The sequence below is a fragment of the Saprospiraceae bacterium genome (assembly GCA_016717265.1).
In the GTDB taxonomy this organism is placed as follows: Bacteria; Bacteroidota; Bacteroidia; order Chitinophagales; family Saprospiraceae; genus Vicinibacter.
Map to the genome: position 1 here is coordinate 1,076,061 of JADKFX010000001.1, position 16,782 is coordinate 1,092,842.

Here is a 16,782-nt window from a genome sequence, read left to right on the forward strand (position 1 = left end):
ATCATGAAACTTCCTTTTCTAAATAAAGAACGATTCCAAAATGAAGATACCTGGGTATACACCTTTAGTTTTATAATTTTATGGAACCTAGGGTTTCACATACTGATTTATTTTCCATTGCATGAAAGTCCGGATATTCAAACCTATCTCGGAATTGCCCAATTGCATTTTGATGATAGTCTGGTAAGGCAATACCGGGTTTTGGTGCCCTTTATGGTATTCCTAATAAACGGTTCCTTTGGATGGTTATTTGAATCTTTAAAGCCCTGGTCATTTGAAGGCGATTTCTCTTTGTGTTTTAGTTTTTTAATGGTGAATACACTGATCATGTCTTTTGTATTACTTTATATTTTTAAGCTTTGCAGGATTTTTAAACTTGGGTTTTGGTATTGTGTTATGGCCCTTATCGCTGTGTTATCAAGTCGGTGGACAGCAGAATTGGCGGGCTTACCATTAGTAGATAGTTTGTTTGTTCTTTCCTTAGTTTTATTATTACTTGGAATCGTAAATAATCAAAATACGTATTTGATTGCATCCATATTTTTAGGACCTTGGTCTAAAGAAGCTTATATTTTTATGGTTCCTTTGATTTTATATTTTAATCGCGACCAAATTGTTAAATGGATTGGATATCTATTCTGTTCTGGAGTGATTGTTTTTTCATTTCGATTTTGCTTAGATTGGTATTTGGGTAGATCTTTTTTTCAAAGTTTGCATGAAGATGCAGCTGCCCTATTTACGATTTCGAAATCAATTCAAAGAGTATTTAGTTTTCATGGCCTGTATGAATTGTTTTCAATTGTAGGATTTTGGATTTTTATCCCTTTCATCGCATGGTATCATTTTTCGAAGCCTTATTTAATTGAATCTAAAACTACCAGAAACTTATTTTATACTTACTTAGGAATTGTTTTTATACTAGCTTTATTATCTGGAGACCTTGGCAGAATGTTTTATTTATCCATCCCGGTATTCGCAGTTTGGATTGCTATAGGATTGCATAAAATGCAATTTGCATTTTATAAATCATGAAGAAGTTCTGTATAAAAAAAAATGCCTGGATACAGCATCCAGGCATTTTTTTTAACTTGTATAATTTAATTAATTACAATTAAGATCTTTTCTAGAAACCGGATCATTGTCTGGAAAGCACATAAAGGAAAGCACATGTTCTGGTTTATATTTTTCTAATGTAGGATCAAATAGACCATTTTCTAAAAACTCGGTAAGTGCATCCATTTCATCAGGAGTCATATGAAGTGGTTTGAAAAAGCCACTTATTTGTGTTTCTGGAACTATTGGATTTTCAGGAATGCCATTGTTAAAATATTCAACGACTTCCCGTAAAGTCAACTTACTTGCACCATGAAAATAAAAGCCGACAGGTTTTAAATTATAAAGTTGCGGTACTTTAAATTTATATAAATCTTCGGGACGATCTGTAAATCCTGCTCGCCCTTTTACTCTTTTATCAGTAGGTCCAGTTCTGAATACTTCTCCAACTTTATTTTGATATAAATCATAAACCCCTAATGCAAAGAAATTGAAACTATTTAAAGAAGGACTGTTATGACAACGAACGCAACCAGCTTTTCCAAAAAACAGCTCAGCTCCTTTTTTTTGTTTTTCACTCATTGCGTTTAAATCTCCTTTTAACCATTTTTGGAAAGGAGCTTGATGCGTAGTAATGGTGCGAAAATAAGCAGCTATAGCAAAAGCCGTAGTTTTTAAAGAATAGCGATCCATTTCCGGAATTTCTGGAAACGCTTCATCAAACATAGGTTTATAACCATAATAGGAAGCAAGATCTTTATTCATAGTCATCCGGTGCACTTGTAAAGCTCTGATATTATTAGCTTCCAATCCTTCGATATTTAGAAAATTAACTTCCGTTAAGGTATCATTTTTCCAGACAGATTGGGTCCCTTCATTGAGGCTAAAGGAGCCAAAGGATCCAGCCCAAAGTGCATTTCTTACATACGCTAGATTAATAGTTGGGAGTGGACGGGCCCCTTGAGCATCTACCTCATCTCCTTTATAATGTGGAAATTTTGAGCGTCCTTCACCCGAAATTCCAAAACCTTGTGCACCATCTGCAACCCCTTGAATTCTACCAGCGGTAAAACCTTTAGAAGCAATATGGCAAGAAGCGCAAGTAAACGAATTCATCCCTTCTGGTTTATTCGCTAATATACCAATGCCAGGCTCATGGAATAACATTTTACCTAATTTCACTTTAGTAGCATTCATTGGATTTTTTGGATCCTGATTTGGAATTTCATCCAAATTTTCTCCACTTACTAAAATGAAATCGCGGATATCCCCATTTGGGGCAGAAGCTTTTATACTTTTGATTAGTTTATCATCTAAGGTATAATCATCTTTCGCAACTTCTCTTGCACACGTTGAAAAAAGATATGCTAAAAACAATAAAACAAAGGAGTGAAGAAAAATCGAATTTCTTGAGATCTTGGAAAGATTAAAACGTAGTTTCATATTCATAGAGATATGAGGCAAAATTAACGTTATTTTTCAGGCTTTACAAGAAAGTTCTAAGAATTTTTTTAGTAAATTTACACCAAATAAAATTCTTAATTAAGGAATATTTAAAGTATTAAATTTAAATTAATTCGCAAAGATAAGAATTAAATAATATTATTTGGCAAGTGATGTACTAAAAGAAGTTTCAAGTGGTAAGATTTTAAGGCTTCTTTCGCGTATTTTAATTCGATCTCCATTCGCTAAAATATGGGTTGTAAGATTGCTTAATGACATGGGAGTTCCAGATTCCAAATCCAGATAACGGTTATGGTTTAAATTGCGAGGATCAAACAAAATAACCATTCCTGAGCCAATTACTTCACACTCATTTCCTTTTCTGATGATCAGTCCGGTATCCTCTGCAAGTCCAATACCCAAATGATTTGGGAAACGCGCTACCGCTTCAGCTAATCGTCCAAATCGACCGCGTTGAATAAAATGAGTATCAATAATTACTTGATCTAGATAACCCATACCCCGGGCCATTTTTACATTGCCCTTTTGCATCGCATCTACGACACTTCCACCTGCAATCATTTGCAATGACATAGACATTGCCCCAGCACTTGTTCCTGCAAGGACCATTTTAGTTTCTATAAGTTTATTCGTAATTAGTTTATGGGCATGGGTTTCTGCAAAACATTTTACAATTTTTGATTGATCTCCTCCTGAAAACATGATACAATCTGCTTCTTCAAGTGTTTTTAAAGTGCTTTTGCTTTGGGAATCTGAGCGCTTTCGGATATCCAGAATGACAACCTGACTACATCCAAGTGAAGAAAACGCAGTAGAATAGTTTTCACCGACTTCAATTGGGATACTGGAAGCTGTCGTGATGACAACGATTTTTGATTGCTGGCCACCACTTTCTTTGACGATGGAAGAAAGGATCCCTTGTTTTATAAAGTCAAGACAATCAGACTCTTTTAGGCCGAATCCTTTATTTTCATTCCCCCCCACTGGTATCAACGTTCCTTTATATTCCATAATTTGGCTCTTGAAAATGGCATACAAAAGTAAATGAATACAGCTAATTGCCTAAAATTATTACCTTAAAGCCTCAAAACAAAATGTATGCAAATAAGAGAAATCAACGTAATGCGAGGTCCGAATTACTGGTCCGTCAGAAGGCATAAATTAATTGTTATGGTTTTAGATCTGGAAGAACTAGAGGGAAAACCAACGCAAACTATCCCTGGATTTCTGGAACGCATGAAAACCTTGTTGCCAGGTTTATATTCTCACAGATGTTCTGTTGGCGAACCAGGTGGTTTTTATCAACGCGTTGAAGAAGGTACCTGGATGGGTCATGTTATAGAACATATTGCCTTGGAAATCCAAACACTTGCTGGTATGGATGTAGGATTTGGAAGAACCCGTACCTATGGTGAAGTAGGTGTATATCATGTTGTTTTTGATTATTTAGAAGAAAAAGTGGGTGTCTATGCGGCCAAAGCTTCAGTGAAAATTGCGCAAGCTTTAATTGATGGTCAGGACTATGATTTATCAAATGATATTCAGGAAATGCGGGAGTTGCGAGAAGGTCAGCGTTTAGGTCCAAGTACGGCAAGTATAGTAGAGGAAGCCATAGCACGAGGCATTCCTTGGATTCGTTTAAATAAATATTCCCTTTGTCAATTAGGATATGGCAACAACCAAGTTCGGATTCAAGCCACCGTGACCAGTAAGACGTCCAGTATTGGAGTTGATATTGCAGGGGATAAAGAAGATACAAAATTTTTATTAGGACAAGCAGAAATCCCGGTACCGAAAGGTGAAATTATTAAAACAGAAGCCGGACTAAAGGAAGCTGCCAATTATTTAAAATATCCCTTAGTAATAAAGCCTATTGATGGAAATCATGGGAGAGGTGTTACAACGAATATCATGAATTGGGACCAGGCAATAGATGGGTTTCTGATGGCAAAGAAAATTTCTAATGCGGTCATCGTTGAGCAGTATATACAGGGTGAAGATTACCGAATGCTTGTAATCAATCATAAATTAGTTGCAGCTGCAAAACGTTTACCTGCTCAAATTTCAGGAGATGGAAAATTGAGTATTCAACAATTGATTGATCAAACCAATGCAAATCCTTTAAGAGGCTTCGGTCATGAAAAGGTCTTGACGTACATTACGATTGATGATATTACCCGTAAACTGATAGAATTGAAAGGCTATACGCTAGATTCTATTCTGTCAAAAGATGAAATCTTGGTTGTAAAAGATACTGCTAATTTATCAACTGGGGGCACTTCCGTGGATGTTACAGATATTGTTCATCCACACACGATTTTTATGGCTGAGCGAATATCTCGGATTGTTGGATTGGATATTTGTGGTATTGATTTTCTAACAAGAGATATTAGCCGACCAGTAAATGAAGTTGGGGGCGCCGTAATCGAAGTTAATGCGGGTCCAGGTTTTAGAATGCATCTTGCACCGGCAGAAGGATTACCCCGAAATGTGGCAGCGCCTGTAATAGATATGTTGTATCCACCCGGAAAGAATAGCAGAATTCCGATTGTTGCAGTGACCGGTACGAATGGAAAAACAACCACCACGCGGTTAATTGCACATATGGCTAAAATGATGGGATTTACGGTTGGTTATACTACGACTGACGGGATTTATATTCAAAATCATTTAATGATGCAAGGAGATTGCAGTGGTCCAGGAAGTGCTGAATTTGTACTAAAAGATCCAACTGTCAATTTTGCTGTTTTTGAAACGGCTCGAGGTGGCATATTACGAGCAGGTTTAGGGTTTAAGAATTGCAATTACGCTATTGTAACGAATGTTGCACCAGACCATTTAGGATTAAAAGGCATTCACACTTTAGAACAATTATCAAAGGTTAAAGGTGTTGTCGTTGAGTCTGTTTTACCCGACGGATATGCAATTCTTAATGCGGATGACGACTTAGTATATGCAATGCGGGATAAACTACAATGCAAAATTGCTTTGTTTTCAATGATTGAAGACAATCCAAGAATCAAAAAACATATGCGGGAACAAGGCGTATGTGCTATTTACGAAAATGGTTTTATTACCATTTGTAAAGGAGAATGGAAATTGCGGATTGTAAATGCAGTGAATGTTCCGTTGACGTATGGTGGAAGGGCAAGCTTTATGATTCAAAATATATTACCTGCGGTATTAACTGGTTATTTTAATGGTTTTGAACTAGATGACATTAAAGCAGCATTGGAAACTTTTATTCCATCACCAGCTCAAACACCGGGCAGATTGAATATGTTTGAGTTTAAGCATTTTACTGTTTTATTGGATTATGCCCACAATCCTGCAGGTTTGCAAGCTTTAAAGAAATTTATTGATAAAATAGATGCTACCCATAAAGTGGGTATTATAGCTGGAATTGGCGACCGTAGGCCAGAAGATAATGAAGGGATTGGTAAGGTTGCGGCAGAAATGTTTGACGAAATAATACTTCGGCAGGATAAACATCTTCGGGGGCGTTCAGATCATGAAATTATAGAGATGTTAACTACAGGAATCAAAAAATTGGATGCTAACAAACCGGTGAAAGTAATACCTAGTGAAAAAGAAGCAATTGCTTATGCAATCGAACATGCCAGGGAGGGTTCATTAATCGTAGTATGTAGTGATGTCGTGCCGGAAGCCTTAGAATTGGTTCAGAAATACAAAGAGGAGGAGGCAAAAAATTTATATAAATTTAAGAAAGAAGATATTCCCAATACTTAATATTTCAGAATTTAATTTCGTCGATTAATTTATATTTTTAAAATTCTAATGAAATTCTAATATTTGAAGAAGCATTATATATTAATAAATTAAATATGTAAAATATTGTAAATAACCAAGCTATATTTAATATTTAATTAATTTTTAATTTATATAATGCTGATATTGTTAAATTTAGATATAAATATTTAATTTATTTGATAACTAACCTTTTGATATGTATTTTTACAAGTCTGACCTTCATTTCAAACTAAATATTATTTTTGCAATGTTAAACCAAACCGTTTTTTGTTGTAAAGCTAAAAACCCGTAAATCCCTTTTATGAAACAATTGTCCAAACTACTTTTAAGCACAGCTTTTTTTGTTGTGTTATTTACTACTTCTTGTAATAAATCAGAAGCTCCAGACACCACGAATAATCTGATGCAATCCCAGGAAAATGATGTGTATCATGACTGGAATAGTATTCTTATGGAAATAGAGCGTTATGCGGCTGGTTACCGTCCAGGTCCTGCTCCTAGAGCATTAGCATATTTGGGTTTAAGTGCCTATGAAGCTTGTTTAGGTGGAATGCCAGCTTACCAAACGCTTCAACATCGTTTAGGTATTGCAGATATGCCGGCTATACAAACAAATTTATATTGGCCCGAAGTAATCAATGCTTCTTATGGTTATTTGATGACTAAGTTTTTTGAAAATGCTACTTTTAAAGATAAAGCAGGTAATACTTTAGATAAACAACAATTTTTAAATTTGATTCTAACTAAGGAAAGAGAGTTAAAAGAACGCTATAAACTGAACACTGTTGAAACGATTCTAAACAATTCAGAAGCCCATGGTCGGGAAGTTGCTGCTGCAATCTGGAGATATTCCGCAACGGATCTTGTAGGATACAATGGTCATTTAAGCCCATTTCCTTCAGATTATGTTGCTACAAGTATCTGTGATTGGAGGCCTACGGATCAAGTAAGCAATAGAGGAATGTTTCCTCAATGGGGGAAAGTAAGAAGGTTTGGATTGAGCCAATCTGATTTAGATGCACTTGTAGCCCCTATGGAGTGCACAGATGATAAAAATTCATTAATGTATGCCCAGGCATATGAAATGTATGTATATGCTAACCTAGCAAGAAAAGAAGCTAAAGGAGAATTAGAATGTATCGCTGAATTTTGGAGTGATGATCGCGTTGGTTGGACATTTAGTCCAGCTCCTCGATTTGTAGCTATTGCAGACCAAATTGTTGAAAAAGAAAATTTTGATTTAGAAAAAACCTGTTTAGTTTATGCTCAACTAGGAATGGCTTTAAATGATGCTAGTGTTATGGCCTGGTATAATAAATACAAATACAATCTTGAAAGACCAATTAATTATATCAAACGTAATATTGACCCTAATTTTACAATTCCTTGGTTAGGTTTTACACCACCATTTCCAGCGTATCCTTCAGGACATTCTACATTTGGATATGCAGGTGCTGGTATCATTGAGTATTTCGTAGGACCAAACTATAAATTTACAGATCATTGCCATGAGCAAAGAACGGATTTCTGCGGTACACCTCGTAGTTTTAATACCTTAAGAGGATTAGCATATGAGAATGCATTTAGCAGATTACCTCTTGGTGTTCATTGGCGTATTGATATGGAAGGTGGTGAATTTGGTGGTTTATTAGCTGCTAAGAGAATTCACGAACTCCCTTGGAAAAAATAATTGAATTCAATTAAGAATTAATAGAAAGGGATCGTTACATGAATGATCCCTTTTTTGTTTATTTGACTATTTTTACGTTCATAATATGTTCCTTTTAAAATGATGAAGGCTCAAATAATAATTTCAATAATCTTTTGTTTTTTATACTTATCCTGTAATAATGAAACCAGGAAAGAAACGCCGGTTTCTAAAAATGAAAACCCTGAAAGCTTTCTTAAAAAAGAACCAAAATTAGAACATCTAGAAGTGCCAACTGAAATTGCATCCTTGCCATTTTGTTTAGATTCTTCAGCATTGCCCCAGCACAAAAAGAATTTTTGCGCACATAAAATGTTAAGTGAGCAATTAATCAAATTACACCCAGAATGGAATACTGCTTCAGGGCTGGTAAATTTGAATCTTATTGTCGAAACAGATGGGAGCGTTTCAGATATTTTGTTGAAAGATGATTTTACCGGACTTTCGATTGGTCCCGCAGTAACCAAGGCCTGCATTGATTTTTTAAAAGCATATAAATGCATCCCAGGCAAGAAAAACGGACAGCAAATTAGAAGTAAATTGGAAATTCCTGTTTATTTCGGTTTGGAAGCCTTAGGCAAAGATTTTGTACAATAAAGTATTTTAAATTTTCAATCGTATTATTGAACTAGAAAATGGATTCAGGTTCAATCAAAGAACAATTGATTAACGAATTGGCAAGCGAACGCAAAGTGTATTTTCAAAGACAGAAGAGCTTTTCTTCTGTATTGCTTAGACTTATTCGATATATTCAATTAATTGTAAAAAACGCAAATAAAAACTTAATTCTATGGTCGTATTAACCGTGGATTGTTCATATCCAGGTTCCGGTTGATGTGTAAATGGATTTAATCGACGAATCGTTGCTGGTACAAATATTTGTTTTGACAAATCCGGTGCAAGATTTAATTCAATACCTCCATATACAAGTTTGCTAAACTTAAATTCAGATCCAATTTTTACACTGACTCCATAATTCCATTTGCGTACCCATTCTTGTAACTCCTGATATATTTCAAAATTTGTTTTTAAAGTATATTCGCCGCGCAATCCAATTGCATAATATGGCTTCCATTTGCCTTTATGTAAAAATCGTTTGAGTCCAATATCCAGACTTAAATTATGAAATTCCATGGCATAGGTACTACCTGGATAACGATTCCCATTTACATCATAAAAATAACTTACCCGAAATGCACCTCCTTTTACATGATATCCAAGTTGACCATAAATAACATTTTTGGAATCTGAACTTTCCGAATCCATAAAGGCAGCAACATGCCATCTCAATAATGGATCGCGTTGACTACCTCCACCCCATTTTTGATATCCCAAACTTGGACCTAACTTAAATCCAAATCCATTTGACTGGGCATTAATATTTAAATCTATAATCAATAGAAGTACAAGGAAAATTCCTGTTTTTTTCATAAACGTTTAGGTTTTACTTCTTTAGCAATAACAAAAGTAAAGAATGTAAAACTAAAATGAAATGGATTCAGATTATAATTTAGAAGTTATCATGCCAAAATGGCTTGTTTAATAATAAAAAACAGACACAATGACATATTTGTTTTTTGAATTAATGACAAATTGATCCATTTTTTGAATTGGAATACCAATTGATCAATAGTATTTGAAACCAAATATTTTAAATATGATGTACACAAATTATTATTCAGCGATTCCAAAAGTATTTTCAGGTAAAGCACCCTGTGCAATGGACACTTCATGTAAAACAGATTTGAAATCTACATTTCAAAAAACGGTCATACCGAAAATGAATGTAGAGCAACACGAACAAGAAATCAGACTTGAGTTTTCTCTACCAGGAGTTTTAAAAGATCAATTGAACTTGCAATTTAAAGACCAGTTATTAACATTACAAGCGCAAAGAATTCTAGAGGATACTCAACAAGTTCAATTCAAGCACCGTGAATTTGGAAATGTAAAGTATGAAAGAATCCTTCAACTTCCAGAAGATATTATTTCAGATTCTATTGAAGCCAAACTGGTAAATGGAATTTTAAAAGTGACGTTAAAAAGAGCTCCTAAAAGGACAAAAACAATTGAAGTAAAATAATTTTTTAACCTATAAAAATTTTATATCATGAGAAATAATCAATTTAATAAGTTAGTACCTTTTGTGCAAATTGTTGATGACCTAATATCAAAAACAATGCATGATTATTCAGGTGGTCAAATTTGGAAACACAACACTCCTGGACTGAATGTTGCAGATACGGATCAGGAAATCGTATTAGAACTTGCAGCACCTGGCTTGGAGAAGTCGGATTTTAAGATTCAAATAGAAGATCATTTTCTGGTAATCTCTGTTGATAAAAAACAAGAGGCTACAGAAAAGAAGGAAAATTATACGAAACAAGAATTTAGTTTTCATTCATTTAAAAGAATGCTTGAAATTCCAAATAATGTAGATACGGATAAAATAATTGCAAGTTATGAAAATGGAATTTTAAATATCAAAATTCCAAAATTAGCTGAAATTAACAAAAACGTCAAGACAATAGAAATAGCATAAGATATATTTCAATGGGGATTAGTAGAAAGGAAGAGGGTTCATATGTCATGTATGGGCCCTTTTTAATTTCATATGTTGCCAAAAGAATTTTAAGTAAAAAAAATGAGCTTAAAGAAAATTGAATTTATTTTTTCTAAAATGATAAAGTATGCCTTGAATAGGGTATTTCTGAAAAAATATAATTGGAAGTTAATTTATTTGGATTAAAGTAGTCGAACTAGCTGTATTTAGAAGTTCGGTGTATGGATGCGAAACACAGAGTTTAGAAATGGTGAAATTTGCGCACTCATTTTCAACATTTGCAGGCATTTAATTTTAAAATAATTCAGAGCTTGCTGATTGATTCGCAATTTAGGTTTCATGACTTCGCTTTTTTTTTCATTATCTTTCCGCTCCAATTTAAACACATGAACTCATTCCTTGAAGGACTTAACCCAGTACAAAAAAATGCAGTAACAGAAACCTCTGGCCCTGTTATGGTAATTGCAGGTCCAGGATCTGGCAAAACGCGTGTTTTAACCTATAGATTGGCATATCTAATTCAAAGTGGTGTAAAACCCCATAATATTCTTTCTCTGACATTTACTAACAAAGCAGCAAAAGAGATGACGGAAAGAATTAGTCATCTAGTTGGAAATGAAGTTCGCAAGGTATGGAGTGGTACATTTCATAGCATTTTCGCAAGAATTCTTCGGGTAGAGGCTCCAAAGATTGGTTATCCTTCTTCGTTTTCTATTTATGATACGGAGGATAGTAAAAGCACTATAAGTGAAATTATTAAAGAGTTAAATTTAAATCCCAAGGAATATAATGTGAATAGCGTTCGGATGCGGATCTCATCCGCAAAATCTAATTTGATAACTCCGATTATGTATGAGCGCGATTCCATTTTATTAGATCAGGATCGGGAAAATAAAATGCCGGAAACTTTTAGAATTTATAAAAAATATGTACAGCATTGTGTACGGGGTGGTGCAATGGATTTTGATGATCTTTTATTACAACTTTTTCGCTTACTGCAGGAAAATCCGGATCAGGTTTTAGAAAAATACAGAAAGCAATTTCAATATGTATTAGTAGATGAGTTTCAGGATACAAATTATTTGCAATATGCGATCATCAAAAAGTTAGTACTCTATAAGGATAGCCCACGGAATATATGTATTGTCGGAGACGATGCACAAAGTATCTATGCTTTTCGGGGTGCAACGATCAAGAATATTTTGGATTTTGAACAAGATTTTCCGGATGCAAAAATTTTTAAACTTGAGCAAAATTATAGGAGTACACAACATATTGTAAAAGCAGCGAATGATGTTATTAATTACAATGCGAAACAGATTAAAAAGGAAATATGGACAGAAATAGAATCCGGTCATAAAATTAAATTATTAAAATGCACGACAGATGTAGAGGAAGGAAGAAAAGTTGCAGATTATATTGTTGAATTAAAAAACAGATTTCATTTAAAGAACAAGGAAATAGCAATCCTGTATAGAACGAACGCACAATCCAGAATTTTTGAAGAGCAGTTACGCCGGGTAAATATTCTCTACAAAGTTTTCGGTGGAATGTCTTTTTACCAGAGAAAGGAAATAAAAGATCTTTTAGCATATTTGAGACTCATTGTAAATTTAAAAGATAACGAAGCATTTAAAAGAATTATAAACTACCCTAAAAGAGGCATTGGTGATACTACTGTTGACAAATTTATTGCCTTTGCATCTGAAAATGATTGTTCTCTTTGGGAAGCTTGTACAAATTTTGATTTAAGCCCCCGTACTGCCCAAAGTCTCAAACAATTTAAAATGCAGATTCAGGAGGTGCAACAATATTCTTTAAAATCAGATGCATACAATACGGCAATGTATGCATTTAAACTTTCTGGAATGTCCGCCGAATTAAAGCAAGATTTAACAAATGAAGGCATTCAACGATTAGAAAACGTCATGGCATTATTGGATGGCGTTAAGACCTTTACGGAAGAAGATGAAGTTGAGGTAGTAGAAGGTGTGGATAAATCTTTGACTTCCTATTTGCAATCCATTTCTTTAATATCTGAGATGGATCAAGCTGATGAAACTGCAGATTATGTAACCTTGATGTCTGTTCATTCAGCAAAGGGATTAGAATATAGAGGCGTTATTGTTGCCGGCATGGAAGAAAATTTATTTCCGAGTTATATGGCAACAAAGGATGCAGACCAAATAGATGAGGAGCGTCGCTTATTTTATGTTGCGATTACCAGAGCTAAACAGCATTTAGCATTGTCCTATGCAAGTACGAGGTATTTATATGGCAATTTGAAAATGTGCGAACCCAGTCGTTTTATTGATGAAATTGAATCTGAACGAATGGAGATTGACAAGAATGCTAAAAATGCTGTTTTTGATTTATTAGACGATCGCCCGGTGCCAAAACAAAAGTGGGTGTTGTCTAAACCAAAATACATCCAAGAGCCCATTAAGAATTTTTTAGCAAGCCCTTCAGAATCGATACAATCTGGTATGCAAGTAATCCATCAAAAGTTTGGCAGGGGAAAAGTGATTCATATTGAAGGAAAATCGGATACCCGGGTGGCCACCATATTATTTCAGGAAATAGATAATCCACAGCGGAAAATCATCTTAAAATTTGCAAAATTACAGATTGTAAATTAGACTTAGAATTACCAATTTATACAGTCCATTGGAATCGCAAAAAATTCTATAAACTAAGGAATCCATAAATTAATTTAAATTGGAAGTCCTGTATTTCAAGTTCCTTGAAAGCATAGTCCAATATTAAATATCAAATCATTTTTATATTTAGCTTTAGCTTGTACAAAGGAACAATTACATTTTTCAGAACCGCCTCATTTATAAATTTCTCTGTATTTTGGTGCTTTGCATGCAATTAAATGGACCGGTATTCGTTTATTTGTCTCATGAATTTATACACAAAAACAAGTAGGTGGAAAATTTTATTAATACTCGTTGGTATTGTATTCATGGTAATGCCTTTGATATATTCAAATTATCTAGCAAAAAAACTCTCTAATTTAGAATTAACCAAGGTACAATTATTTCAAAAAACGCTGCTTGAAATTACAAAAACTACGGAGGCTGATCCGAATAAAGATGTGACCTATGAATTAGAAATGTTAACCACTACGATTCAGGATTTAAAAGTAATGGCAATTAACAAAGATCAAAAAATTGAATTATACAATTTTGATGAAAAGATAGATACATTAGAATTATTAGAGGATTTTAAAAGCTCTGGACAAGCTCCGTTGGAAAGTGAACTGTATACAATTTATTATCAAAATCCGCCCATACTTACCTTATTAACTTATTTTCCTTTGGTCCAATTGTTTTTATTATTGCTTTATGCAGCGATTGGTTATGCAGTGTTTAATGCATCCAGAAGAGAAGAGCAAAATAGAATTTGGGTTGGCATGGCGAAAGAAACTGCACATCAATTAGGAACGCCAATTTCAGGTATGATAGGCTGGCTTGAGAATCTTAGAAATGCAGATCATTCTCAAGAAGAACAACGCAAGATCATTGATGAAATGGAATACGATGTTATGAAATTACAGCAAGTTGCAGATCGTTTTTCTAAAATTGGATCTCAACCAGAATTAAAAGAAATGGACTTAGTTCCGGAACTTATACAATGTAAAAATTATATTGCAGCCCGGGCATCCAGAAATATTCAATTTGAATTTTCTGAATTAAAGGAGCATCTCTATTTTGCTAAAATAAATATTAATTTATTTTCCTGGATTATTGAAAATGTATTGCGGAATGCACTGGATGCTATGGGGGATACTGGGAAAATCAGTTTTCAAATAAGCCAGGATGACGCTTGGGTCAATATTGATATTATCGATACAGGAAAAGGGATTCCATCGTCCGATTGGAAAAAGGTATTTAAACCTGGATTTACTACCAAAAGCAGAGGTTGGGGACTTGGTCTTTCTTTAGGCAGTAGAATTATTGAAAACTATCATCAAGGCAAGTTATTCATTAAACGATCTGAACTTGGAAAAGGTACTACTTTTACAATTCAATTGCCAAGAATTTCCTAATGGCTTAAATGATACGTTAATCAAACACAATTACATTCCAATTTGATGCTAACTTTGTAGCCTTGTTCTATTAATCAAGCAATCAAAATTCTCTTAAATGAGCTTTTTAGGTAAAATCTCCTCCAAATCCTCGATTGAAAGTTTTGGAATCAAAAATTCAACCAATCAATATTGTAATTTATCATCAGACGAACTTGTAAATGAAAGTTTGAGCCGAAACATGGGCAGTTTAAGTAATACTGGAGCCCTCTGTATCAGGACCGGTGAATTTACTGGCCGGAGCCCGGAAGATAAATTTACGGTGGATAATGAAATCACGCATGATTCGGTTGACTGGAATAAATTCAACAAGCCGTTTCCACAAGGTAAGTTCGATGCATTATTTAATAAAGTTTGCCATTATTTTGAAGGAATAGAAGTATTTATACAAGATTCTTATGCATGTGCCGACCCAAGGTATCGCATTCGTGTAAGAATATTTGCAGAATATCCCTGGAGTGCTCAGTTTGCAGGAAATATGTTTATCCGATTAACCGAGGACCAAATCGAAAATTTTGATCCTGAGTGGTGCATTTATTGTGCCCCGGGCTTTCGTGCTGACCCCTCGGTTGATGGTACCCGGCAGCATAATTTTTCAATGATAGACTTTAAATCCAAGCGAATTTTAATTGGGGGTTCAGCATATACCGGAGAAATTAAAAAATCCATTTTCACCATTTTAAATTTTGTATTGCCCTATCAAAAGCAGGTACTTTCAATGCATTGTTCTGCAAATATTGGAAAACAAGGAGATACTACCATCTTTTTTGGTTTGTCTGGTACTGGTAAAACAACCTTATCCGCAGATCCAGAAAGAGGATTAATCGGAGACGATGAACACGGATGGTCAGATACCGGTATATTTAATTTTGAAGGAGGATGTTATGCAAAATGTATCGATCTAACCGAAGAGAAGGAACCTGATATCTTCAATGCAATTAAGACAGAAGCCATATTGGAAAATATTGGCTTTCAAGAAGCTAGTAACATTCCTGATTATTCAGATTCAAGCATTACAGAAAACACCCGGGTTTCATACCCTATTGAACATATTCGCAATGCAGTGATTCCTTCGATCGGTGGCCACCCACGGAATATTTTCTTTTTAACTTGTGATGCCTATGGAATTTTACCTCCAATTAGTAAATTGACCACAGGTCAAGCTATGTATCATTTTATTTCTGGATATACCGCTAAAGTTGCGGGTACTGAAGCAGGGATTACGGAACCAAAAGCTACGTTCTCAAGTTGTTTTGGAGCGCCTTTTTTACCTTTACATCCAACCTTTTATGCCAGTATGTTAGGTAAAAAAATTGATGAATTTAAACCTAATATATGGTTGGTTAACACTGGATGGACTGCCGGACCTTATGGAATTGGTAGCAGAATCAAATTATCCTTTACACGTGCTTTGATTACAGCTGCTATGAATGGAAATTTAGATCTGGTAAATTATCAAGTTCATGAAATTTTTGGATTAAAATTTCCTACTTCTTGTCCTGAAGTTCCATCCGAAATATTAAATCCAAAAAATACCTGGCAAGACCCGGAAGCTTATGATCAGAAAGCAAATGCATTGGCAGAATTATTCATCCACAATTTTGAAAAGTTCAAATCTAAAGCAGATGCTGAAATGCTTGCAGCAGCACCTAAGCTATTAGTGGGATAATTGCGAATTACAACGCCCTTATAGCTGCGGACCCGAGTTCTTCGTCAAAGTAAAACTTTATGCCTAATCTATAATATGGCAGTAAGGTATATTGCAAAATGTTTCTGAAATGTTTACGAAATGTATAAATAACCAGAAAGCTTGGTTGGGAAAGCATTTCTGAAATTTTAAAACTAAAATGTTTTTGTTGCCTTCGTAAATTAAAACCTTAGTATACCAAATCCTTTTTAGAAAGGAGTTCGATTTTTTTGATGTTTATTTGCCGAATCTGTCCATTGTTTCTATTGTTATAGACAGCCATACCGGAGCTCGTTAAATTGTTTGGGATCTATATTTAAAAAATGAAGGAGATTCAATTATTTAAAACGATAAGTGAAAGCGCAATGTAATTTATAAATTTGTTATTTTGATTGAATGGATTTTGATAGCGCATTGAAATTCTTGATGGTACTAAGAAATTC

At 34.5% G+C, this 16,782-nt stretch carries 12 protein-coding genes; 9 read left to right on the plus strand and 3 right to left on the minus strand.

Translation table 11 applies throughout. From position 1 onward, the window contains the following. Positions 1–3 precede the first annotated feature (3 nt). Positions 4–1,032 carry a hypothetical protein gene (locus tag IPO86_04255; GenBank protein ID MBK9727314.1) on the plus strand — a complete coding sequence of 343 codons (1,029 nt, stop codon included), beginning with the start codon at positions 4–6 and terminating at the stop codon, positions 1,030–1,032. Positions 1,033–1,101: 69 nt separating this feature from the next. Here IPO86_04255 and IPO86_04260 read toward each other — a convergent pair whose 3' ends face one another. Then, positions 1,102–2,496: a hypothetical protein gene (locus tag IPO86_04260; protein ID MBK9727315.1), complete on the minus strand. Its 1,395-nt coding sequence runs from the start codon at positions 2,494–2,496 to the stop codon at positions 1,102–1,104. Positions 2,497–2,655: 159 nt separating this feature from the next. Continuing rightward, positions 2,656–3,528, minus strand: coding sequence for a cyanophycinase (locus tag IPO86_04265; protein MBK9727316.1), 873 nt, complete (start codon positions 3,526–3,528; stop codon positions 2,656–2,658). An 87-nt stretch (positions 3,529–3,615) separates the two neighbouring features. Between IPO86_04265 and cphA the strand changes: the two genes are divergently transcribed. The 3 genes from cphA (at position 3,616) to IPO86_04280 (ending at position 8,593) form a co-directional block, all read left to right on the plus strand. Continuing rightward, positions 3,616–6,267: a cyanophycin synthetase gene (cphA, locus tag IPO86_04270; protein ID MBK9727317.1), complete on the plus strand. Its 2,652-nt coding sequence runs from the start codon at positions 3,616–3,618 to the stop codon at positions 6,265–6,267. 322 nt (positions 6,268–6,589) lie between these two features. Then, positions 6,590–7,978, plus strand: coding sequence for a vanadium-dependent haloperoxidase (locus tag IPO86_04275; GenBank protein ID MBK9727318.1), 1,389 nt, complete (start codon positions 6,590–6,592; stop codon positions 7,976–7,978). A gap of 99 nt (positions 7,979–8,077) precedes the next feature. Then, the gene (locus IPO86_04280) at positions 8,078–8,593 is read left to right on the plus strand and encodes a hypothetical protein (protein ID MBK9727319.1); all 516 of its coding nucleotides are present in this window, start codon (positions 8,078–8,080) and stop codon (positions 8,591–8,593) included. A 141-nt stretch (positions 8,594–8,734) separates the two neighbouring features. Here IPO86_04280 and IPO86_04285 read toward each other — a convergent pair whose 3' ends face one another. Beyond that, complete coding sequence (locus tag IPO86_04285) at positions 8,735–9,427, minus strand: hypothetical protein (GenBank protein MBK9727320.1); 693 nt, start codon at positions 9,425–9,427, stop codon at positions 8,735–8,737. Between the two features lie 226 nt (positions 9,428–9,653). Here IPO86_04285 and IPO86_04290 point away from each other — a divergent pair, with 226 nt between their 5' ends. The 5 genes from IPO86_04290 (at position 9,654) to pckA (ending at position 16,321) form a co-directional block, all read left to right on the plus strand. Further along, the gene (locus IPO86_04290) at positions 9,654–10,079 is read left to right on the plus strand and encodes an Hsp20/alpha crystallin family protein (protein MBK9727321.1); all 426 of its coding nucleotides are present in this window, start codon (positions 9,654–9,656) and stop codon (positions 10,077–10,079) included. Positions 10,080–10,106: 27 nt separating this feature from the next. Next, entirely contained in the window at positions 10,107–10,538 is a 432-nt protein-coding gene (locus IPO86_04295; GenBank protein ID MBK9727322.1) for an Hsp20/alpha crystallin family protein, read from the plus strand. Between the two features lie 407 nt (positions 10,539–10,945). Then, positions 10,946–13,198: a UvrD-helicase domain-containing protein gene (locus tag IPO86_04300; GenBank protein ID MBK9727323.1), complete on the plus strand. Its 2,253-nt coding sequence runs from the start codon at positions 10,946–10,948 to the stop codon at positions 13,196–13,198. A 266-nt stretch (positions 13,199–13,464) separates the two neighbouring features. Further along, positions 13,465–14,613, plus strand: coding sequence for a HAMP domain-containing histidine kinase (locus IPO86_04305; GenBank protein MBK9727324.1), 1,149 nt, complete (start codon positions 13,465–13,467; stop codon positions 14,611–14,613). A gap of 97 nt (positions 14,614–14,710) precedes the next feature. After that, the gene (gene pckA / locus IPO86_04310) at positions 14,711–16,321 is read left to right on the plus strand and encodes a phosphoenolpyruvate carboxykinase (ATP) (GenBank protein MBK9727325.1); all 1,611 of its coding nucleotides are present in this window, start codon (positions 14,711–14,713) and stop codon (positions 16,319–16,321) included. Positions 16,322–16,782 lie beyond the last annotated feature (461 nt).